This window comes from Streptomyces sp. NPDC006798, assembly GCF_040635975.1.
Taxonomy (GTDB): domain Bacteria; phylum Actinomycetota; class Actinomycetes; order Streptomycetales; family Streptomycetaceae; genus Streptomyces.
In genome coordinates this window covers 38,483-59,659 of record NZ_JBEYIS010000047.1, presented here as the reverse complement: position 1 = coordinate 59,659, position 21,177 = coordinate 38,483, and the positions used below count along the sequence as shown (strand labels likewise).

The window sequence follows — 21,177 nt, the reverse complement described above, 5'->3', positions numbered from 1 at the left end:
GGGGCGGCCCGCCCCGCGCCGCCCCCCCCCCCGGGGGGGGGCCCGGGGGGGGGGGGCCCCCCCCCCCGGGGGGGGGGGGGGGGGGGCCCCCCCCCCGGGGGGGGGGGGGGGGCGGGTCGTCCGGTCACGCTCGGGGAACGGTGACCGGGCGACCCGCCGTCACCCGGTTACTTCGCGGTGTCCGCCTCGGTGCCCGCGACCGCGGCGGCCTCGACGCCGTCCTCGAACGGGTTGTCGACGAGGGCGTTGGAGTGGGTGGCGGACTGGTGGGCGAGCTGGCCCGGGTCGGCGATCGGGGCGAACACCTTGTACTGGTCCACGGCGTGGACTCCTCTCCTGGAGGGGTGTGCTCGCGGTCGCGAACACACCATCACCTTAATGAATATGATTTTCATTCCGCAATGGGCTGCGGGCTGTTCACGGGGTGATCCGGGTAACACACGGGCCAGCCGCCCTCCGGATCCGTACCGACCCGGCCGACGACACCGAGGACTTCGGCGAGCAGCCGGGGGGTGACGACCTCGGCGGGCGGGCCGTCGGCCGCGACGACGCCGTCCCGCAGGGCGACGACCCGTTCGGCGAACCGGGCGGCCTGGCCCAGGTCGTGCAGGACCATCAGTACGGTCAGGTCCCGCTCGCGGCGGAGCCGGTCCACGGTCGACAGCACCTCCAGCTGATGGCGGAGGTCGAGATAGGTCGTCGGCTCGTCGAGGAGCAGGACCCGGGTGTCCTGGGCCAGTGCCATGGCGAGCCTGACCCGCTGGCGCTCACCGCCCGACAGGGACTCCACGGGCCGCTCCGCCCAGCCGTCGACCCCGACGTCCGCCATCGCCCGGGCGGCGACCGCGTCGTCACCGCCCCGCAGCATCCCCAGCGGCCCCCGCTCCGCGTACCGCCCCTGGGCCACGAGTTGACGTACCGTCATGCCCGAGACGGGCGGCGCCGACTGGTGCAGCAGGGCGACCTTCCGGGCCGAGGCGCGGCGCGAGAGCCGGGCGAGATCGTCGCCGTCGAGCCGGATCCGGCCGTGCGAGGGCCGCAGCAGTCCGGCGCAGAGCCGGAGCAGGGTGCTCTTGCCGCAGCCGTTGAGCCCGATCAGGGCCACCGACTCCCCCGCGGTCACGGTCAGATCGACCCCGCGGAGCACTTCGCGGCCGGGGTAGCCGAAGCGGACGCCGTCCACCCGGACCACCGGTACGCCCGGTGCGCCACGGGCCGGACGGTCCGCCGTCCGGCCGGTCTCGCTCCTGACGGCCTTTCCAGCCGCAGGACCGGCTCCCGGACCGGGCGCCGGGGTGGCCCCGGGGTCGTCTGCCGCCAGGCCGGACGCCGGATCGGACGCCGAGCCGATCGGCTTGTCGATCGCCGTGCTGGGCCCCGCCTGGGGCACGGAATCAGCCGCCGGGTCGACGACCGGAGTGGCCTCCGGATCGGGCGCCGCGTCAGTCGCCCCGCCGGACGCCCTCTCGGACGCCCCGTCAGCCGCCGGGGTGGACTCGGGCGCCGCACGGCGCGCGGAATGCCCCCCGGGGTCCGTCGCCGGTTCCGCGGCCGGAGCCGCCGGTTCGGCCGCCGCACGGGGTGCCGCCGCTCCCGGTTCCGGTACCGCCGCTCGTGGCGCGGTCGCGTCCCTCGTCATGTCGTGTCCTCTCGGATCCGGCGGGCCGCGATCAGCAGCAGTGCCGCGCCCGCGCAGGTGGTGAGCGCCCCGGTCGGCACGCTCAGCCGGTCCGCCCCCAGGGCGTCGGTCAGCAGCCGGGACAGTCCCTGCGCCGCGGCGTCGGCCCCGGCGACCACGACGGCCCCGGTGAGCGCCGCCCCGGGCAGGGCCGTCCGCAGATCGGCGCCGTACAGCGCGAAGGCCAGATGCGGTACGAGCAGCCCGACGAAGCCCAGCGCGCCGACGGTGGCCACGGCCCCCGCGGTCAGGGCGACCGCGCAGACCAGGGCCGCCAGCCGGACCCGGCCCGTACGGAGCCCCCGCGCGGCGGCCTGTTCGTCGCCGCACCGCAGCAGGGTCAGCGGCGCGGCCAGCGCCCAGGCGGCGAAAAGCCAGCAGAGCGCCCAGGGCCACAGCAGGTTCCAGTGCTGCCACACCCGGCCTTCGGTGGAGCCGACCAGCCACTGGACGACGCTCCCGAGTTCGCCGGGGGCGACCAGCAGCACCATGGCGGTCGCCCCGGACAGGACGGCGGAGACCAGGACTCCGTAGACGGCGGCGTCGAAGGGGTCGGCGCGGTCCCGTCCCGCGAGCAGCCACAGCAGTCCGGCCCCGAGGAATCCGCCGATCACGGCGGAGACCACCACGGCGCCCGGCGACTGCCAGCCCGCCAGCCCGGCGCCGGAGGCGACGACCGCGCCGAGTACGGCGCCCGGGGCGACCCCGGTGACCTCGGGGCCCGCGAGCGGATTGCGCAGCGCCGACTGGAGCACGATGCCCGCGACGCCGAGGCTCGCGCCCGCGACCAGCGCCACCAGGGTGCGGGGCAGCCGGAGTTCGAGCACGATATGGCGGGCGAGCGGGGTGCCGTCGCCCCGCAGGACCTCCCACACCCCGGCCGGACCGAGGGCCCGTCCGGCGATCAGGCCGGCGCAGCCCGCGGCGATCAGGAGGGCGGCCATCAGCAGCAGCCGTCTCATCCGGCACCTCCGAAACGGGTCCGGGGGATGTTGTCGGCGGCTTGCCGCCCGGTCGTCGTCCCGGCGGCTCCGGGGCCCGAGCCGCCACGCCTCGCGGCGGGCGGCCCCTGATCCGATCCCCTGCCGAGGGCGGCGGGCGGCCCGGCGGGCGGCCCCGGACTCGCTCCCCCGCCGCGCCCCGTGGCCGGATCACCGCCGCCGGGACCGCCCGGCGAACCGGGTTCCGCGGTACCGCCGTCGGCGGCCGGTACGGTCCGGCGGCGCCGGAGCAGCAGTACGCCCGCGGGGACCCCGAGCAGCGCGGTCCACGCGCCGACCGGGGTCTCGACGGGCGCGAGGGCGAGCCGGGCGGGCAGATCCGCCCAGGCCACCACGAGCGCGCCCCAGACGGCGGACCAGGGCAGCCACCGTACGGCGTCGCCGCCGGGCGCCAGCCGCCGGGCGATGTGCGGGGCGAGGAAGCCGACCCAGGCCACCGGTCCGCAGACCGCGACGACGGGCGCGATCAGCACCACGGCGACGGCGAGCGCGGCGGCCCGCGCCCGGTGGACCCGTACCCCCAGGGCGCGGGCGTCGTCGTCGCCGAGCCGGAGCACCGACAGCACCGGGGCGCAGAGCACCAGCGCCGGGACGGCGACGGCCAGCCAGGGCCCGAGCCCGGTGACGTCGTCCCAGGTCCGGGCGGAGAGGCTGCCGAGGAGATAGCGATGGATCAGCTGGAGGTCCAACTGGTCGGCGAGGACCATCAGCACCAGCAGGCCCGACTGGAGGGCGGCGGCGACGGCCGCTCCGCAGAGCAGGACGGCTGACGGGCCCCGGGCGGCACCGGCGGCCAGCAGGGTGAGCGCCCCGCCGACGGCGGCGCCGCCGATGGCGAGGAACGGCTGGACCGCCAGGGGTACGGAGACGGCGAGGACGAGCGGGGCGGCGACCCCGAGGGCGGCGCCGGAGGAGACGCCGAGGAGTTCCGGTACGGCGAGCGGATTGCGCAGCGCCTCTTGGAGGACGAGTCCGGCGGCGCCCAGGCAGGCGCCCGCGACGAGCGCGAGCACCAGCCGGGGCAGCCGCAGTTCGGTCACCACGAAGGAGTCGGCGAACCCGGCCGGGGCCACCACGGGTGTCCCCAGGGCGAGTCCGCCGCAGACGGCCGCCGCCAGCGCGCCCGCCGCGACGGCGGTACGCCGGTTCACCGCAGTTTCGCCGTCGCCTCGTCCAGCACGATCCCCAGGGACCGGGTGCCCCGGCCCTTCGCCCACACCTCGGCGTCGACCTCGTGGACCCGTCCGTCGCGGACGGCGGGGATCCGGGACCACAGGGGGTTCTCGGCCAGTTTCCGCGACAGGGATTCCTTCGGGGAGCCGCCGAAGGAGAGCGTTTCGACGAAGAGGACGTCGACCTCGCGGGCGAGGATCTCCTCCAGGCTGTAACTCCCCTCCACGCCCCGGCTCTTCCAGGGGTAGCGGGAGAGCTTGGGGAAGAGTCCGGCCGTGACGTCGGTACCGGGGGTGGCGACCCCGAAGTTCTCGTCGCTGCCGAAGACGATCAGGCTGGTCAGGTCGCTCCGGTTCTTCTCGGCCGCCGCCAGTTTCTGCCGGAAGGCGCGTTCGGCCCGTTCGCCCTGTTCGGTACGGCCGGTGAGCGCGGCCAGATCCCGCAGATACCGGACGCTGTCCTGCCAGTCGCCGGGCTGGACCGGCCAGAAGACGGTGGCGCCCTTCAGGGCGGGGGCGAGCTTGCCGTGGGTGTCCTCCAGGCCGATCACCAGATCGGGCTCGTGGCCGAGGATCGCCTCGGTCTCGGGGCTGATGAAGCCGCCGGGGACCACGGGGATCCGGGCGGCCCGCTCCTTGCCGAGGAAGCGGGGGTGGGCGAGCAGCGACGCGTTGGTGGCGACGGGCTCCATGCCCAGTTCGGTCAGCATGTCGTCGCAGAGGGCCACCAGGCAGACCACCCGCCGCGGCGGCTCGGGGGTGGTGACCTTCACCCCGTGGACGTCGGTGACGGTGCGCGCCGCCGTGATCGGTGCCACCCGTACGTCCGTGGCCCCGCCCGCTCCCCCGGCGCCGCCGTCTCCCTCCTTGCCGTCGTCGCCGGTGGTCCCGCATCCCGCCAGCAGGGCGCCCGCCAGTGCGGCGGCGGCCAGTCGGCGCAGTACCGGGACGCGGCGGCCGTAGCCAGTCAACTGCACGATCCCTCCCCTTTTCTTAAGTTTCTGGTATTTCTTCGGATTTTTCCGATATCGATGAGCCGCGGATCTCGTTCGCCCGGGCTCCGGTCGCTTGCGCGCGCCACCTCCGGCGGCGCACGATACGAGCCACATGATAATCATTTTCAGTAATCATGTTCGCCACTTTCCCCGAGGAGCCGCCCGTGTCCCCGCCCTCAGCCCGTGCGCCCCGACTGCTCGTCGCCGACCATGTCGCCGGTGGCATAGGGGTGTTCGCCCTCCCCGACGGCGCGCGGACGGCCCGGCTGCCGGGCCGATACCCGTCCGAGCACGCCGGTTTCCTCGCCCTGTCCGGGGGCCGGACCGCCTTCGTCGACGACCGGGCGGGCGAGTTGGTGGTCCTGGACCCCTGCGGCTCCGGACGCGGCCGGCCTTTGGTGGTGGCCGCCGTGCCGGTGGCGATACCCGCCGAACATCTGGCCGCCGATCCGGCGGGGCGGCTCTTCGCGGTCACCACCGGGCTCGGGCACGCCGAAGCGCCGTGGAGCGATCTGCTCACGGCGGTGGAGCCGTACGCGGACGGCGGGCCCCGCGCGGTCCGGGTCCGTACCGGCGGCCCCGGGGAGCCGGGGGTGCTGCTCGTACCGCCGCCGGACGCCCGGGACGGAGGTGCCCCGGACCCGGCCGCCACGGCGGTGGTACTGCGCCGACGCGAGCCCGGGGCGCTCTCCTCGTACCGCTGGGGCGATCTGCTGGCGGCGCCCGCGGGCTGCCCCGCCGTGGCGCCGTACCGGGAACTGCCGCTCCCCGGCGACGGGCACGGCGACGCCTACGACCCGCTCACCGGGGGCCTGTTCGCCGCGACGGGTACGGGCGTCCACCGGGCCCGGACGACCGCCGACGGGCTGATCGCCGAGCCCCCGCTGCCCTGGGACGGTCCGGGCCGGGGCTACTATCTGCGGCTCGATCCGGTACGCCGCGCCCTGTGGTCCAATGTCCGCGGCGGCCCGGCCGATCCACGCCGCTGGCCCGAGTGGACCAACTGCGCCTGGTGGTACGGGCTGGACTCGGGGCGCTCGGGCCGGATCCCGCTCGGCCCCGGGCTGATGTTCCGGTTCGCCGTCGCGGCCCGGCACATCGCCTTCGCCCGGGTCCACCCCGACGGCGACGAACTGGTCCTGGTCGACCCGGCCGCCGGCGCGGTCACCGCCCGGGTGCCGCTGCCCCCGATGTCCGGCGCCCCCCGGCCCGGCGAAACCCCCTGGGACGGGGTCCAGCGGCGCGCGGTGGCCGCGTCACCCGGACACGGCCTGGTCGCGGTCAGCCGGGGCGGCCACGGCGAGGTCCATCTGGTCGACACGACGACGGGGACGCTCTTCCGCACCCTGAACCTGCCGACACGGCTCGACGAAGGGGGGCGGCTCGCCATGACGGCCCCGGACGACGGCGCCGAGGCCGATCCGGTGGGCCGCTGACGGGAAGTCCGCGCCGGGCGCGGCGGGTTACGGCCCGGACACCCGTCAGGGCGCCTGTGCCGTACCGGCCGCCCGCTCAGCCGCTCGCGTCGAGCAGGAGTCGCGCGGCGACCGCCGCCCCGTCGGTCCGGATCTCCCCGGCCACGGCCCCGGCGAGCGCGCGGGTGACGGGGTCCAGGGCCGTCGCCAGCGCCGCCGACAGCGAATCGGCGGTCGGTACCGGACCGCCGTGGTCGACGCCGATACCCAGCTCGGCCACCCGGCCCGCCCAGTACGGCTGGTCGGCCGCCTGCGGCAGTACCACCTGCGGTACGCCGGACCGGGTGGCCGTCGTCGTCGTGCCCGCCCCGCCGTGGTGGACGACGGCGGCCGTCCGGGGGAACAGCGCCCGCTGGTCGACCTCGCCGACGACGAAGCAGTCGTCCCGGTCGTCCAGCGCCTCCAGATCCGCCCAGCCCCGGGCCATCACGACCCGGCGGCCGTGGGCCCGGACGGCCGCCAGGGCCGCCCGGGTCACATCGCCCGCCGCGAAGACCGGCATGCTGCCGAAGCCCACGTACACCGGCGGCGGACCGGCCTCCAGGAACGCCACCAGACCGGGCGGCAGCGGGCGGGTGCCGGGCACGAACCACGCCCCCGTCTGTACGACGTCGAAGTCCGGGTCCGTGAACCCGGGGGCCCGCCGCCACGGATCCAGGACCGGGTCCGTGGCGAGCCACGGCCGACGGCCCGTGACATAGCCGCGGACGTCGTCGACCGGCGGCAGACCGGCCGCCGTCCGGCTGGTGTTGAGCGCCGCCCCGAACAACTCGTTGTTGATCCCGGCGTCCAGCTTCCACAGCACACCGTTGTCGGTCGTCCCCGGCGGAAAGGGGCGGCCCTGGTACGCCAGCGGCCCCCGGTCCGGCGACGGAAGGGTGAGCTGCTGGAAGGTCACGGACACCGAACGGACGCCCAGCAGTTCGGCCACCGACAGCGCACCGGCCGCGGCGGGCATCATGCCGGTCGCCACCAGCACATCGCAACCCTCGGCCGCCGCGGCGACGGTCTCGAACTGGTCGGCGATCACCTCGGCGGCCCGCTCGGGCAGCGCCGACGGCGGCGGCGCCGCCCTCGTCAGCGCCCGCGCGGGCATCCCGACCGGCACCAGCGCCACCCCGACATCGGCCAGCCGCCGCTCGAAGTCCCCGTCCGGCGGCGCGCACACCCGCACCTCGGCACCGAGCCTCCGTAACTCCGCGGCCAGCCCCGCCAGCGGCTCGACATCTCCCCGTGACCCATAGGTCGACAGCAGCACACGCACGTCGTACGTCTCCCGAATCGTTGGATTCCGGGCCGTTGTCCCGGCCCGGGCCGACGATTCTGCGGCACCACGGGGGGCTTGCCGCAATGCCCCCCGCGCGCTATACCTTGAGCACGGCGAGGGACGGTTCCCCTCGCCGTCGCCGTATCCGGCCCGCCCCGGGCGTACCGGATAACGGCTACCGGTTCAGCGCAGGCCGAGACAGGCCAGCCAGCCCCGGGAGCCGCCGTGACCGGCCGTCAGCAGGGCGGCCAGGACCCCGGTCGTCCCGCCCAGCAGGCCGTGGTGCCACCGCTCCGTGTCGTCGAACTCCGCGAGACCCCGCTCCAGATGCCGCAGCAGCCGGGCGCGCAGGGTGGCGGCGGCGGAGAGCCGGGCGTGCCGGGCGAAGGCGTCGGCGACGACGAGTACCCCGGCCGCGCCGTGGCAGAGCCCCAGCCGGTCGCCGGGCAGTTCGCCGAAGAGGTGGAAGTCCTCGTCGTAGCGGTCGGCGAGCCCGGTGAAGGCTTCGGCCGCCCAGGCCGCCGTCTCGCGGTCGCCGACGGCGTCGGCGGCGTCCCAGACCGCCCAGCTGACCCCGGGGTTGCCGTAGCACCAGGCCTGGCGGGCCCGGGCGCCGGGCGCCGGCGGGGCGTCCAGTCCGGCGCCGTCCCAGCTGCGGATGGAGCGGGCGTCGTCGAACGACTGCCGGACCAGCCACGGCACGGCGCGGCCCAGGGCGCCGGTCAGCTCCGGGTCGGGTCCGGTCCTGCGGAGGGCAGCGGTGAGGGCGGTGACGAGACCGGCGACGCCGTGGCCCATCCCGGTGTTGATCCGGCCGTGCAGCCAGGACAGGTTGGGGTCGTCGGCGTAGGGGCCGGTACGGAGCCGGGGCAGTTCCGGCTCGTCGCAGAACGCCGCGAGACGGCGGGCGATGGGCGCGGCCCGCTCGGGCGGCGCCGGGGAGGCCGCGTAGAGGGCGAGCAGGGTGCCCGCGGGACCGCTGATGAGGTCGTAGTCGGTGAGGGCGACGGCCTCGGTACGCCGGGGGCGGCCGTCGGCACCGGTCAGCAGGTGGTCCCGGAGCCGGTCCGCGAGGCGGTGCAGCGGTGGATGGAGCCGGGCCGCGTGGTGCACTCCGACGAGGGATCCGGCGAGCCCGCCGTCGTACAGGGCGTGGTGGGAGGGGCCCCGGCCGACGGTGCGCGACCACGCGGCGGTGGCGCGGTGCGCGGCGGTCGCGGCGGCGGCCGTCCCGGTGTCGGCGACGAGGGCGGAGAGTACCGGGACACCGGGGTCGCAGACGCCGGTGTCGTCGGCCCGGTAGCCGGCGAGCAGCCGTACGGCCCGGTCGAGGGCGTGCGACGAGTCGAGGGGGACGGGGGTGTCGCGGGGGGTGGGGGGCATGGATCTCTCTCCGGGGTCCGCGGCGGGTCTCGTCCGGCCCGGGCCGGGCGCACCGCGCGGCACGCCGGGTGCGAACCGCGCGGGTGAGCTGCCCGGTGCGTGACCGGGCAGCTCGGCCGGTCCGTACGTCAGCAGATGCCGACGACGGCCGTGCAGATCAGCAGGGTGCAGATGCCGATGGTCATCGGGGCGTTGGCCTCGACGGTGCCCTCGGTGGTGACGCGCTCGTCGAGCTGGTCGATGAGCTGGTCCAGGTCGGTCAGGTCGACGGCGGTGGTGTCGGTCAGTTCGGCGACGGGCATGGGAACTCCTGCTTTCTTCCGGCCCGGGATCTCCGGGCTCCTTCTTCCTGTTGGGTGGTGACCGTCCCGGTGGCCGCGGCGCCGGAGGCGGGCGGACCGGGAACGCCGGGGGCGAGCGCGGCGGCGGCGAGCGCCGCCAGCTCGTCGGGGTCCCGTACGGGGACGACGGTGAGCTGGAGTTGTCCGGCGACGGCGGCGCCGTGGTGGGCCGCGTCGCGCAGGGTGAGCCGGCCGGGGTCCGGCAGCATCTCCTCGATCAGCAGCTCGTCGCCGGGTATCGCCGCGCAGAGCCGTTCGATCAGCGTCGTCGCGGACGACGCGGCCAGATCGACGGGGACGGGCTTCGCGGCGGCGGACGGCCGGACCAGGACGCAGCGGGGCAGCCGGGCGGTACGGGTCAGCACGGCCAGGGCCCGGGCCTTGGCGAGGTCACCGGCTCTCGGCGGCCACAGCCGTGACCGCGGTACGCGCCAGGTGGCGGGGGCGATCACGAGATCGCCGCCGGCGGTGAGCCGTGGGGTCCTGGTGATCCCGGCGGACGCGGGGAAGGCGTGGGCGACTCCGCCGAGTTGGACGGCGGCCGTCGCGGCCGGGTGCCCCGCCCGCAGGAGCAGCGCGGCGAGGGTGTCGTACGGCGGCGCGGGGACCCGGGTGGCGTGGTGGACCGGGAGCACCCGGACCCCGTCCGCCTCGGCGATCACCTGGGGGCCGGGCGTGCCGTCGGGTCCCGGCGGGCGGCGCAGGGTGATCCGGCCGAGCGGGAGATAGCGCTGCGGCGGGCCGCCGGGGGCGCAGTACGCCGGATGGTTGGGGTCGCCGGTCCACCAGCCGGTGGTGACGGGCCGTCGGACGGCGTTGGCGGCCCGTTCGCCCGCCGGGGGCAGCAACAGCTCCACGAAGCGGGCGCCGGAGTGGCGCTCGACGGCGGCGAGGAAGGCGCGGTACGCGTCGACGGCGTCGTGGCGGCCGTGCAGGGTGTGCAGCGCCTCGGCGAACCGGGCGTCCAGTACGCGGGCGGCGGACGCGGTCTCCAGGACGGCGACGGGTCCCGCCGGGCCCGGCAGGGGCCGCAGCAGACAGTCCAGCGGCCAGGCGGGCAGGACCTGGTCCGCCGGGGGCGCGCCGAGGGCGTCGAGGAGGGCGTGGTCGATGTCGAAGGTGTCGAAGGTGTCGGAGAGGTCGGAGAGGTCGGAGAGGTCGGTACCGCCGTCCGGTCCGGTGTCGCGGTGGTGGTCGATCCGGGCGAGCAGCCGGGCGTAGCCGGAGCCGGGGTCGTGGGCCGGGTGCCAGCCCTCGTACCGCCGGACCGGTACGGCGGCGGGCTCGGCGGCGTCGGCGGCGAGCAGTTCCAGGAGCAGGGCGTCGGCCGGGCGCGGCGCGGTGCCGACGGCGTCCAGGACGTGGCCGTACGGGGGTGCCGTGGCGGGGCCCGCGGCGAGGTCGGCCTTGCGGAGGGCGTCGACCCGGGCGGCGACGACCAGACCGTGCCTGACCCGGTCGGCTGCGGCGGCCGGGACGGTGGCGTCGACGGTGCGGTAGGAGTCGGTGAACCAGTCGTGCGGGCGCCCGGTCCCGGCGGGGTACGGCAGGGCGCCGGGGCGGCGGACGTCACGGGCCGCGATCCAGCCGCCGGTGATGCGGCGCGGCGGAAGGCAGGGCTGGAGGACTCCGAGCCGGACGAGATGGCCGACGAAGCCGCGGAGCGCGGGCGAACCGCCGGGCCCGGCGATGGCGTTCTCCAGTTCGGCGAGGGTCCGGGGGCCGGTCGCGAGGATTCCGAGTACGGCGTTGAGGGGCGGGGTGCGGCGGACGGCGACCCGGCGGACCCGGCCGGGATCGTCGGGGTCGGCGCCGTAGCACTGGAGCCGCCCCTCGGCGTCGGTGGTGTACAGGGCGGCGGGCGCGACGAGGACATCGGGATCCCGCTGCCAGGCGTCGGCGTCGGTGAGCCGGGAGCGCAGCAGATGGACGTTCTCGGCGGTGGTGGCCGCGAGGGCGCCGACGACGGCCCCGGGAGGCAGCAGGGCCGTACGCCCCTCGCTGCTCCCGTCGCTCGACGGGCTCCGGCCGCCCGCTGCCCCACCGCCCGGACCGTGCGGTACCGGGCCGGGGCGGGCGATGGCTTCCGTACCCGCGCCGGGGTCGTCCCCACCGGCTGACCGGGCGGCGGGGGCCGCCGGGGAACGGCCGCCGGCCCGTGCCGCGGGCTCCCCCGCCGGGCGTGCGGAGGCGGGTCCTCCGGCCGCCGTCGGCGTCGGTGCCGCCGTCGGGACCGGGGCGGGACCGCGGACTCCGGGCGTTCCGGGTCCCGAAGTGCCGCCGTACGCGCCGGGAGCGGTGCCGGTACCGGCGCGAGCATCGGCCGGAGGGGCCGCGGACGGCGGGGGCTGTTCGACCGGGATCGTGGCGATGTGGCAGGCCCAGCCCCGGGGCGTGGTCTTCACGGCGGCCCGGGCGATGGCCCGCCACAGATAGCCGGACCGCTTGCGCAGCCGCTTCCCGGTCCAGGTCTCGCCCTCGGCCAGGATGCGGGCGATATCGGTGGTGAGCCCGGGGGTGGCGGTGTCGACGAAGGCCCGCAGTACGGGGCTCTCGTCGAGCAGCCGCCAGGCCAGCGCGCCCGCGCGCTCCCGTTCCGCGGCGAGTTCGCGTTCGAGGGCCGACTGGGCGGCGGTCGCCGCCCGGGTGGCGCGGAGCAGTTCACCGGCTTCCCGGGCGAGGCGTTCGGGGACGGCGGGCAGCCGGTTGAGCAGTCCGCACTCCCCCGGCCTCGGGGCGGCTCCGGAGTGCAGCCGCCTGCGCAGGGCCAGCACGGCATGGCGTTCGGCGTCGGTGAGACCGGGGTCGGGGACGACCGCGCCGAGTCCGGCGGCGAGCGACCCGGCCCGGGCCGCGCGGCGGTCGGCGGCCTCCGCGTGGTCGGCGAGGCGTTCGGTGAGCCGGGGGTTGCCCGCGGCGGTCCACAGGGCGCACGGCACCCCGGCGATCCGGAGCAGCGCCGTCCCGTCGAGCGGCGGTACGGCTCCGGGGCCGGCGGAACCGGTCCCGCCGCCGGATCCTGTCCCGTCCTCGGGCCCGGTCCCGCCGTCGCGGCCGGTGCTGCCGCCGGAGCACGGGCCGCCGTCGGGCCCTTGCGCCGCCGGGGCCCCGTGCCCGGTGGGGGGCGTGGGTGACGCGGGGGACGCGGGGTGCCGCCGCCCCGTGTCCCCCGTCCCCACCGGGCCGGGCGCGGAGTGCCCGTGTCCCGCGGACACCTCCTCGCCCTCCGGCGCGGTCCCCGCGCCGCCCGCGGGTCGGCCGGGCGCCGGAGCGTCCGTGACCCGCCCGGCCGACGCGGTCCCCGCGCCGCTCGCGGGACCGCTCCCCGTCGGCCCGGCCGCGGCCCGGTCACGGTCACGGCCCGTCGGCGCGGAGCGCCCTTCGCCGGTATCCCCGTCGGGCGAAGGCACCGCCACGGCACACTCCTCCTCCGGCGCGACGGCGCCGGTCGTCTCCTCATGAGCGGCGCCGGAACCCGGCGCTCCTGGTTCGGCCGTGTTCCGGGTACATCCTTCGGCGGCGGGGGCGGTGGCCGTCTCCGTACCGGCCCCGGGTGCCGGGGCCGGGGGCTCGCCGGGCCGACAGCCGCCCGGCGCGTCGTCGCCGGACGCCCCACCACCCGCCCGCTGTTCGTACCGGGTCATCTCACGCCGCCCCGTCCGCCGCGAGGGCCTCGGTCAGCAGGCACTGACGGCCCGCCGGAAGCGCTCCCCGGTTCCAGTGGAAGATCACCGCGTACGCGGCGGCCCGCCGGGGCCCCCGGACCGCCGTACCGGCCTCGAAGTAGCCGGTACGCCAGTCGTCGGCGGCCCGGCGCACGGCGGCCCGGTGCCGGTCGAGGGGTTCCCGCCAGCCGTCCGGGAGGGCGGCGAGCGCCTCGTCCCGGGGCCGGGCCCACCAGGCCCGGATGCCCTGTTCGGCACGGCGCCGTTCGGTGTCGGCCGGGTCGGCGGGCGTGAGGGCGCGGCCCGTGTCGGACCGGACCGCCTCCCAGACGCCGCGGTGCTCCCAGCCCACGATGTGCAGTCCGGCGAGGAGTTCGCGGAGCAGCAGCAGGGAGATCCGCCACCCGGCGGGCGGCCGGTCCGTCCCCGCGGACGGCGAGCCCGCCGCCCGGTGGCAGTCGAGCCAGGCCAGCGCGTCGGCGGTGAAGAGCCGGTGGACCCAGGGCATGGCCGCTTCGCCGCCGAAGAGATAGCTCTCGGGCTCGTAGACCGTGCCGAGGGGCGGGGCCGCCAGCAGGCCCCGGTCGTACAGGGCGCGGGCCCTGGCCAGCAGTTCGGAGCGGAGCGCCGGGGTATCCGCCGGGTCGGCGGTCTGGAACCGGATCCGCAGCCCGGGGGGCTTGTGCATGAAGAAGAACTCCCGCGCCCCGGCGGCCAGTACCTCCCGGGCGAGGTCGGCGAGTCCGCCGTACAGCGGCGGCGGCACCGGGTAGCCGGAGAGGGGCAGATTGAGCTGGACCCAGCTGTCTTCGGGATACACCTTCGTCCCCGGCGCCGTGCCCGTCATGGCCCACCCCCTCGATCTCGTGGTCGCCGTCCGCGTGTCGTTCCTTCCCATAGAGTTAATTTCCTGATATCCGCAGCATTCAAACGGATGTCGGATTTAGTCGTATGATGCGAACAGTATGACCGGACCCGGGAGTTGACCGCCCGGACGGCGGCGGCCCGGGCCGTACGACACCTCGGCGTACCGCGTATCAGCAGGTCCGGAGGCGTACGACGACGGGTCGAGCGGGAATCGCGGGCGTCTGCCCCGAGGCCGTCCGGCGCTCCCCCGGGCGCGGCCGGGTCCCCGTACACCGGGGTGACACCGGTAGCGGCGCCCTACGTCCCGACACGCGCCCGGGCACGTACGGCCCCGGTCCGCCGGGCGCGGCTACAGTCTCCCGGACGGCGGATCGGTGCCCGTGTCGATCCGCGGCGCCCCCGTACGACCTAGGGACGAGAGGGTCCGAACCGCGGACCCGGATCGTCCGAGGAGCCGGACCATGAAGTACATGCTGATCATGAGGGCCACCGACGAGGCGTTCGCGAAGCTCGCGGGAGCCGACTTCGACGAGGTGCTGTCGGCCGTCGGCCGGTACAACGACGAGATGATCCGGGCCGGGGTTCTGGTCGCGGCCGAGGGTCTCGACTCGGCCGCCGACGGGGTCGTGGTCGACTACGCGACGGAACCGCCGCTGGTCACCGACGGCCCCTACGGGGAGACCAAGGAGTTGTTCGGCGGGTTCTACATCCTCAATGTGGCGTCGAAGGAGGAGGCCGTCGAGTGGGCCAGGCGCTCACCGATGACCGGCGCCGGATTCAAGACGGAGATCCGCCGGGTCACCACCATCGACGAGTTCCCCCAGGACAACGAATGGGTACGGAAGGAACGGGCGTGGCGGGAGGCCACGGGCCAGCTCTGAGCGGTGCGCCCGGCCCGCCCGCTCCCGCCGGGCGGACGGGCCGGGACGCCGTGGCCGCCGTCTGGCGGATCGAGTCGGCGCGGATCGTCGGCGCGCTCACCCGCTACACCGGCGATTTCGCGCTGGCCGAGGATGTCGCCCAGGAGGCCCTCGCCGAGGCGCTGGTGGTCTGGCCCCGGGAGGGCGTGCCCCGGCACCCCGCGGGCTGGCTGCTGACCGTGGGGCGTCGGCGGGCGATCGACGCCTTCCGCCGCCGGGCCGCCCTCGACCGGCGGTACGCGGCCCTCGCCCGCGAGCTCCCGGAGGGCGGCGCCGTCACGGGCGGCCCGGCCGTCGCCGCGCCGGACGACGGGGACGTGCCGTGGGATCCGGACCGGGTCGACGACGACGTGCTGGCGCTGATGTTCACCGCCTGCCATCCGGCGCTGTCGCGGGAGGCCGGGGTGGCCCTGACACTGCGCGTGGTCGGCGGGCTGACCAGCGACGAGATCGCCCGGGCCTTCCTGGTGCCGACGGCGACCGTGCAGGCGCGGATCACCCGGGCGAAGAAGGCGCTGCGGGCGGCCGGGGTGCCGTTCGCCGTACCTTCGGCGGCCGAACGCGCGGAACGGCTCGGCGCGGTCCTCGGCGTGATCTATCTGATCTTCACCCAGGGTTCGTCCGCCGCCACCGGGGACCGGGTGATCCGCTACGACCTGGCGGGCGAGGCGCAGCGGCTGGCCCGGGTACTGAGCCGCCTCGTCCCCGGCGAACCCGAGGCGCACGGCCTGCTGGCGCTGCTGGAACTGACGGCGGCCCGGTTCCCCGCCCGGGTCGGCCCCGACGGCGAGGCGGTCCTGCTGGAGCGTCAGGACCGGCGGCGCTGGGACCGCTCGGCGATCCACCGCGGCCGGGCCGCCCTGGCCCGGGCCGAACACCTCGGCCACGGCCCGGGCGCCTACGGCCTGCAAGCCGCGATCGCCGAATGCCATGCCGTCGCCCCGTCGGTCGCCGGGACGGACTGGGAGCGGATCGTACGCCTCTACGACGCCTTGGCGCGGCTCGCCCCGTCACCGGTGGTCGAGTTGAACCGCGCCGTCGCCGTCTCCATGGCCCGGGGCCCGGCTGAGGCACTGCCCCTCGTCGACCGGCTCGCCGCCGACGGCGCGCTGACGGGCTCCCGGCTCCTGCCCACGGTCCGCGCCGAACTCCTCGCCCGCCTGGGCCGCGCCGCCGAGGCCCGCGCCGAGTTCGCCCGGGCGGCGGACCTGTGCGGCAACGCCCGCGAACGGGCCGTTCTGGAGCGCCGCATCGCGGAGCTGGACGAACCGGCCTGAGCCCGGGTGGTCCGGATCGGTACCGGCTGAGCGCGACCCCGTCAGTCGGCCACTCCCTCCACGACGCCGAGGACCGCCGGGGTCGGGACGATCCGGGTCAGGCGCAGGCCGGCCGCCGTGAACAGGGCGCGGAACTCGTCCTCGGTGCGTTCCCGGCCCACCAGGGACGCCATCATCAGCAGATCGAGCGTCTTGCCCTGGTGGGGGCGGGCATCCGGGGTGATCACGGCGTCGACGACCAGGACCCGGCCGCCGGGGGCCAGGGCGCGACGGCAGTTGCGCAGCAGGGTCACGCTCTGCTCGTCGGTCCAGTCGTGCAGGATGCGCTTCAGAACGAGGAAGTCCCCGGTCGGCACCTTCTCGAAGAAGTCTCCCTCGGCGATGGTCCAGCGGCCCGCGAGATCGGCCGCCGGGCCGAGGACGTGTCCGGCGAGGACGTGCGGCCGGTCGTAGAGCACCCCGGTCAGGCCGGGGGCGGTACGCAGGGCGGCGGCGAGGAAGCCGCCCCGGCCGCCGCCGATGTCGACCACGGTCCCGGTGGCGGGGAAGCCGTAGGCGCGGGCGATCGGCTCGTCCTCGACGGAGGACATGGCCGCCATGCCGTCGTGGAAGACGGCCGCCGTCGCGGGATCCCGGGCGAAGTGGTCGAAGAACGGCACGCCGAAGACCTCCGTGAAGACCGATTCGCCGGTCCGCAGGCAGTGGTCCAGCCGGGCCGCCGGGCCCCAGAACGTGGGGTCGGTCAGCATCAGCACGGCGTCCCGCAGGGAGCCGGGGACCCCGCCCCGGAGCAGCGCGCCCCGGGTGGTGAGGGCGAACCGGCCCTCGGGGTCCTCGGTGAACAGCCCGCGGGTGACGAGCAGTCGCAGCACCCGGTGCAGGGCTCCGGCGTCCAGGCCGGTGGTCCCGGCGAGTTCGCGGGCGGTGCGCGGGCCGTCCGCGAGATGATCCGCCACTCCGCAGGCGGCGACCGCCCGCAGCGCGGCCGGGGCCGCGTAGGCCAGCGCCTCGTCGATCAGCCCTGTGCCGTCGGCCACGCCATGGGGCCGCTCCGCCGTCGAGCCTCGCGCGATCTCCGTGTCGTTCATAGGGAAGGTGTCGTCCGTTCCGGTCGGGTCGTCCGTGACGTCTACGGTCTTCCCACCGGTGGCACGACCGCTATCGCGATCACCGCAACACGGCGTGAACTCGCCGCCCGGCCCGGGTCAGCCCAGGAAGTCGGAACACACATAGGGCCCGAACCGGGAGTCCGGGGAGCGCACGGTGACCCGGATGTCGTCCGTCCGTTTCGCCCCGCGGCCCTCGGTCACGGCCCTGGCCCGGGCGAAGCTGCACACCAGCTGGCCCATCAGGTTCCGGTCCCGGGCGTCCGTGGGCGACAGATCGGGCTCGGGGATGTCGATCGTCACCGATTCCCCGTCGAACCGGGCGTCGTACCGGCCCTCGTAACTGTCCGGCCGGACCAGGGTCACCAGTCCGGCCTGCCGCTCCGCCCCGACCGGCCCGATCGTCAGCATCTTGATGACGGTCCCGGGGAAGGACAGCTCCTCGGCGGTCAGTTCGGGGCGCGGTACCGCCTCCAGCCGCCCGGTCGGCGAGACGAAGTAGAGCCGCATCCCCTTGGTCAGTCCGCCCGGGGCCTCGCCGCCGTCGAGTACGCCGGTGGGGCGCACCCCGCAGCCGGCCAGCAGGACCACCGCGAGGGCGAGCAGCCCGAGCCGGGCCGCCGGTCGCGCGGCGCTCCCCCGGGTCCGGCGCCGGGCGGTGGCTCGTACCGCCGCCTCCGGTTCGCGCGGCGGCGGGGCCGCTGTCGCCGTCGTCATCGTCGTTCCTCTCCGGCGGCGGGCCGGGGCAGTCGCAGGGTGAACACGGCTCCCCCGCCGGGGCGGTCGGCGGCGGTGACGGTACCGCCGTGCAGCCGGGCGTTCTCCAGGGCGATGGCGGTACCGAGACCGCTGCCCTCGGAGCGGGTACGGGCGCTGTCCGCCTTGTAGAAGCGGTCGAAGACATGGGGCAGGACGTCGGGCGGCAGTCCCGGACCCCGGTCGGCGACCGTGACGGTCACCCCGCCGGGTTCGGCGGCCAGGGTGACCGTGACGGGCTCGGCCCCGTGCCGCAGCGCGTTGCCGACGAGGTTGGCGACGATCACGTCGAGCCGTCGCCGGTCCACCGGCAGCACGATGCCGGGTCCGGGTTCGACGGCGACGCGGCCGGTCCAGCCCCGCAGGGACAGGGTGGCGCGGACGGCTTCGGCGAGATCGGTCTCGGTGACGTTGAGCCGGGCCGCGCCCGAGTCGAACCGCGACATCTCCATGAGGTCCTCCACCAGCCGGGCGAGCCGGGCGGTCTCCTCGGAGACGGTACGGGCGGCGCGCGCGGTGTCCGGGGGCAGGGAGGCGGCGTCCTCGTCGAGGACGGTGGCGACCATCGTCATCGCGGCGAGCGGGGTGCGCAGTTCGTGCGACACGTCGGCGACGAAGCGCTTGGCCCGGGCGTCCTGTTCGCGCAGCTCGGTGACGGACGCCTCCAGCGCGTCCGCCGTCTCGTTGAAGTCCCTGGCCAGGTCGGCGAGTTCGTCCCGGCCCCGGACCCGGACCCGGGACGACAGGTCGCCCGCGGCGTGCCGCCGGGTGGCCCGGACGAGGGCGCGGACCGGGCGCAGTACGGTTCCGGCGGCCAGCAGGGCGAGGGCCACGGCGAGCAAAACCACCGGCACCATCGCGTCCCGGACCGCGTCGAGCACCCCCGTGGTGTCCTCCAGTTCGGCCCGCAGCGAGACGACGGCGAAGACGTCGAGGCCGGAGGGGCGGGCGCCGTCGGCCGTGACGGGGGTCCCGACGACGAGATACGGGCCGCCGCGCCATTCGACCCGCTGGAAGCTGATCCGGTCCCGGGTGCGGACCGCTTCGCGGATCTCGGGGGTGATCCGGGTCCGGTCGGCGGCCGTGTCGGACGACGCGGACTGCGACCGGTACTGGGTCACGACGAGCGCGTCGTCGCCGAGCCCGTCGGCGAGGCGGCCCGCGAGCCGGGCGAGGGAGACCTCGTCGGCCGGGATGTCGAAGTCGGCCGCGGCCTGTTCCACCCGGTTGCGGAAGTCCGTGAGGACCGCGTGCTGCTTACGGTCGAGTACGGCGTCGCGGGACTCCCGGTAGGCGAACGCGGTCGCGGTCAGCCCGCTGACCAGGGCGACCAGTACGAAGGCGACGACGAGCCTGATCCGCAGCCCGCCGAACCGGCGCGGCCGGGGCGGCCTGGAGCGCCGGGCTCCGGTACGGCCCTTCCCGGTACCGGGTGGAGCGGTGGACACCGGCGCGCCGGGCGCCGTCCGGCCGCCGGTCTCCGGCGTGTCCGGTCCGCTGTCCGGCCCCGGTCGGCCGTCGGCACCGGGTGGTGGGCGCCGCTTCCGCCGGGCGGTATCCGGTACGACGGCGTCCGCCGCCCCGCCCGGCGCCCGCGTGTCGGCCCCCGTCCGTGCCCCGTCGCCCGGCGCGTCCGGCGCCGGTATCCCGTCTTCCGCCGGCCCCTCGCCGCCCGGACCACCGGTCTCCGGCCGGGCCGGTACCGGCGCGCCGGACCGGGCGCGCGGCCCGGGATCCGGCGCGCCGGGCCCCCGTACGCCGCTCCGCCGGGACGCTCGGGGCCTCACAGCGGCCCGAAGCGGTAGCCGAAGCCCCGTACGGTCTGGATGAAGCGGGGCCGGGCGGGGATGTCCTCGATCTTGGCGCGCAGCCGGCCGACGGCCGCGTCGACCAGCCGGGAGTCCCCGAGGAAGCCGTGGTCCCAGACCGACTGGAGCAGTTGTTCCCGGCTGAATACCCGGGCCGGGGACGCGGAGAGTTCGAGGAGCAGCCGCAACTCGGTCGGGGGCAGCGCGATCGGGGTGCCGTTCTTGGTGACGGTGAGCCCGGCGCGGTCCAGGACGAGGCCCGCGTGGTTCTCGCCACGGGCCGATCCGACGGGTTCGGCGCGCCGAAGCGCCGCCCTGATCCGGGCCTCCAGGACGGGCGCGGTCACCGGCTTGACCACGTAGTCGTCGGCGCCCGCCTCCAGTCCGCCGACGATGTCGGAGTCGTCGCCGCGCGCGGTGAGCATGATCACGGGGACGGTGGAGCCGGTGGCCCGCAGCCGCCGGCAGACCTCGAAGCCGTCGATGCCGGGCAGCATCAGATCGAGGACGGCGAGTTCGACCTCCGCGCCCGCCGGGCCGGTCAGCAGGGCGAGGCCGTCCTCGCCGGTGGCGGCCGTGGCGACGTCGTAGCCGTGCCTGCGCAGCACCAGCTCCATGCCGTCGCGTACGGAGACATCGTCCTCGATCAGCAGTACATGGGCCATGGGGCCGATTATGCGCGACGGTTTCCCCAGTTCAGGCCGGTGGGAGCCGGTCGGGAGCCCGGACCCGGAGATTGTTACGCGTTCATCATGCGGCAGGGGAACGGCCGCCATCCACGGGGCCGAGGTTGATGCCATGAACCACCACACCCCCGGCCGCGGCGCCGCCTGGGACCGGCTCGCCGTGCTCGTCGCCGTTCCCCTGCTCGCGCTCTCCGTCGCCTGCGGAGGCGGGGAGGGGGTCCGCGTCCACGACGGCGGGGAGTTCGCCTCCCTGCCCGCCGCACCGGCCCCGGCCACGGCGGCGGCCGTTCCGGGCGGGCCGTCGCCCCGGCCGGCCGCCGGGGACCGGAGCGCCTTCTACGAAGCGCAGCTCGTCTATGTGCGGTGCATGCGGGCCAAGGGCGGGGTGGCGGACTTCCCCGACCCCCGCCCCGGCGGCCATCTCGACTATCCGCAGATCGACGACCTGGTGGACCCCGGGCGCCGGGGCGAGGAGTACCAGGGCGGCCGGAACGCGGTCTGCCTCCCGGAGCTGCGGGCCGCGACGGCGCTGGCCCCGGCGCGGGACGCCCGGCAGGACTACGCGTCGCTGCTGTCCCACGCCGGGTGCGTGCGGGCCAACGGGGTGCCGGAGTTCACCGATCCCACGCTCTCCGGCGGCGAGGTGATCCCCGGCGGCCTGCCGCGCACCGGGAAGGCGCTGCCCGGCGCGGAGCCGCCCGGCTACGAACGGGCCCGCGACCTCTGTGCGAAGAAGCTGATCGACGGGCTCGGCGGGGCGCAGTAGCCCCGGCGGCTGCC

17 protein-coding genes and 1 pseudogene are annotated in these 21,177 nt (G+C 76.3%); 4 read left to right on the top strand and 14 right to left on the bottom strand.

The features are described from left to right. Window positions 1–167: 167 nt before the first annotated feature. From amiA to ABZ714_RS26985, 5 genes and pseudogenes are all read right to left on the bottom strand, one after another. The gene (amiA, locus tag ABZ714_RS27005) at window positions 168–320 is read right to left on the bottom strand and encodes a streptamidine family RiPP (RefSeq protein WP_358827938.1); all 153 of its coding nucleotides are present in this window, start codon (window positions 318–320) and stop codon (window positions 168–170) included. Window positions 321–375: 55 nt separating this feature from the next. Continuing rightward, window positions 376–1,192 (bottom strand): annotated as a pseudogene (locus ABZ714_RS27000) (ABC transporter ATP-binding protein). Window positions 1,193–1,635: 443 nt separating this feature from the next. After that, window positions 1,636–2,640 carry an iron ABC transporter permease gene (locus ABZ714_RS26995; protein ID WP_358827937.1) on the bottom strand — a complete coding sequence of 335 codons (1,005 nt, stop codon included), beginning with the start codon at window positions 2,638–2,640 and terminating at the stop codon, window positions 1,636–1,638. After that, window positions 2,637–3,767 (bottom strand): iron ABC transporter permease, encoded by a 1,131-nt coding sequence (locus ABZ714_RS26990; RefSeq protein ID WP_358827942.1) that lies wholly within the window; start codon window positions 3,765–3,767, stop codon window positions 2,637–2,639. Before ABZ714_RS26990 ends, ABZ714_RS26995 begins: the two co-directional genes overlap by 4 nt. Window positions 3,768–3,826: 59 nt before the next feature. Continuing rightward, window positions 3,827–4,822, bottom strand: coding sequence for an ABC transporter substrate-binding protein (locus ABZ714_RS26985; protein WP_358827941.1), 996 nt, complete (start codon window positions 4,820–4,822; stop codon window positions 3,827–3,829). Between the two features lie 158 nt (window positions 4,823–4,980). On the opposite strand from ABZ714_RS26985, the gene ABZ714_RS26980 reads away from it, so the two are divergent. Next, window positions 4,981–6,282, top strand: a complete 1,302-nt coding sequence (locus tag ABZ714_RS26980; protein WP_358827936.1) for a hypothetical protein — start codon at window positions 4,981–4,983, stop codon at window positions 6,280–6,282. A 76-nt stretch (window positions 6,283–6,358) separates the two neighbouring features. On the opposite strand, the gene ABZ714_RS26975 is transcribed toward ABZ714_RS26980, so the two are convergent. The 5 genes from ABZ714_RS26975 to ABZ714_RS26955 form a co-directional block, all read right to left on the bottom strand. Then, on the bottom strand, window positions 6,359–7,579 hold the full coding sequence (locus ABZ714_RS26975; protein ID WP_358827935.1) for a glycosyltransferase: 1,221 nt from the start codon (window positions 7,577–7,579) through the stop codon (window positions 6,359–6,361). Window positions 7,580–7,771: 192 nt separating this feature from the next. Further along, on the bottom strand, window positions 7,772–8,971 hold the full coding sequence (locus ABZ714_RS26970) for a lanthionine synthetase LanC family protein (RefSeq protein ID WP_358827934.1): 1,200 nt from the start codon (window positions 8,969–8,971) through the stop codon (window positions 7,772–7,774). A 128-nt stretch (window positions 8,972–9,099) separates the two neighbouring features. Continuing rightward, window positions 9,100–9,273 carry a hypothetical protein gene (locus ABZ714_RS26965; protein WP_358827933.1) on the bottom strand — a complete coding sequence of 58 codons (174 nt, stop codon included), beginning with the start codon at window positions 9,271–9,273 and terminating at the stop codon, window positions 9,100–9,102. Next, window positions 9,255–12,527 (bottom strand): lantibiotic dehydratase, encoded by a 3,273-nt coding sequence (locus ABZ714_RS26960; RefSeq protein ID WP_358827932.1) that lies wholly within the window; start codon window positions 12,525–12,527, stop codon window positions 9,255–9,257. The genes ABZ714_RS26965 and ABZ714_RS26960 overlap by 19 nt, the downstream gene beginning before the upstream one ends. A gap of 430 nt (window positions 12,528–12,957) precedes the next feature. Further along, a complete protein-coding gene (locus ABZ714_RS26955) occupies window positions 12,958–13,824 on the bottom strand; it encodes a thiopeptide-type bacteriocin biosynthesis protein (RefSeq protein WP_358827931.1) in 867 nt (288 codons plus the stop codon). Between the two features lie 481 nt (window positions 13,825–14,305). On the opposite strand from ABZ714_RS26955, the gene ABZ714_RS26950 reads away from it, so the two are divergent. Then, the gene (locus tag ABZ714_RS26950) at window positions 14,306–14,725 is read left to right on the top strand and encodes a YciI family protein (RefSeq protein WP_358827930.1); all 420 of its coding nucleotides are present in this window, start codon (window positions 14,306–14,308) and stop codon (window positions 14,723–14,725) included. Beyond that, the gene (locus tag ABZ714_RS26945; RefSeq protein ID WP_358827929.1) at window positions 14,698–16,041 is read left to right on the top strand and encodes a DUF6596 domain-containing protein; all 1,344 of its coding nucleotides are present in this window, start codon (window positions 14,698–14,700) and stop codon (window positions 16,039–16,041) included. The genes ABZ714_RS26950 and ABZ714_RS26945 overlap by 28 nt, the downstream gene beginning before the upstream one ends. A gap of 41 nt (window positions 16,042–16,082) precedes the next feature. Here ABZ714_RS26945 and ABZ714_RS26940 read toward each other — a convergent pair whose 3' ends face one another. The 4 genes from ABZ714_RS26940 to ABZ714_RS26925 all read right to left on the bottom strand — a co-directional run bounded on the left by ABZ714_RS26940 (window position 16,083) and on the right by ABZ714_RS26925 (window position 20,376). Continuing rightward, window positions 16,083–17,129 carry an ArsR family transcriptional regulator gene (locus ABZ714_RS26940; protein WP_358827928.1) on the bottom strand — a complete coding sequence of 349 codons (1,047 nt, stop codon included), beginning with the start codon at window positions 17,127–17,129 and terminating at the stop codon, window positions 16,083–16,085. Window positions 17,130–17,246: 117 nt separating this feature from the next. Further along, on the bottom strand, window positions 17,247–17,864 hold the full coding sequence (locus ABZ714_RS26935) for a hypothetical protein (RefSeq protein WP_358827927.1): 618 nt from the start codon (window positions 17,862–17,864) through the stop codon (window positions 17,247–17,249). Then, a complete protein-coding gene (locus ABZ714_RS26930; RefSeq protein ID WP_358827926.1) occupies window positions 17,861–19,351 on the bottom strand; it encodes a HAMP domain-containing sensor histidine kinase in 1,491 nt (496 codons plus the stop codon). Before ABZ714_RS26930 ends, ABZ714_RS26935 begins: the two co-directional genes overlap by 4 nt. A gap of 335 nt (window positions 19,352–19,686) precedes the next feature. Then, a complete protein-coding gene (locus ABZ714_RS26925; protein ID WP_358827925.1) occupies window positions 19,687–20,376 on the bottom strand; it encodes a response regulator transcription factor in 690 nt (229 codons plus the stop codon). A gap of 133 nt (window positions 20,377–20,509) precedes the next feature. On the opposite strand from ABZ714_RS26925, the gene ABZ714_RS26920 reads away from it, so the two are divergent. Beyond that, window positions 20,510–21,163: a hypothetical protein gene (locus ABZ714_RS26920; protein ID WP_358827924.1), complete on the top strand. Its 654-nt coding sequence runs from the start codon at window positions 20,510–20,512 to the stop codon at window positions 21,161–21,163. The last annotated feature ends 14 nt before the right edge of the window (window positions 21,164–21,177 follow it).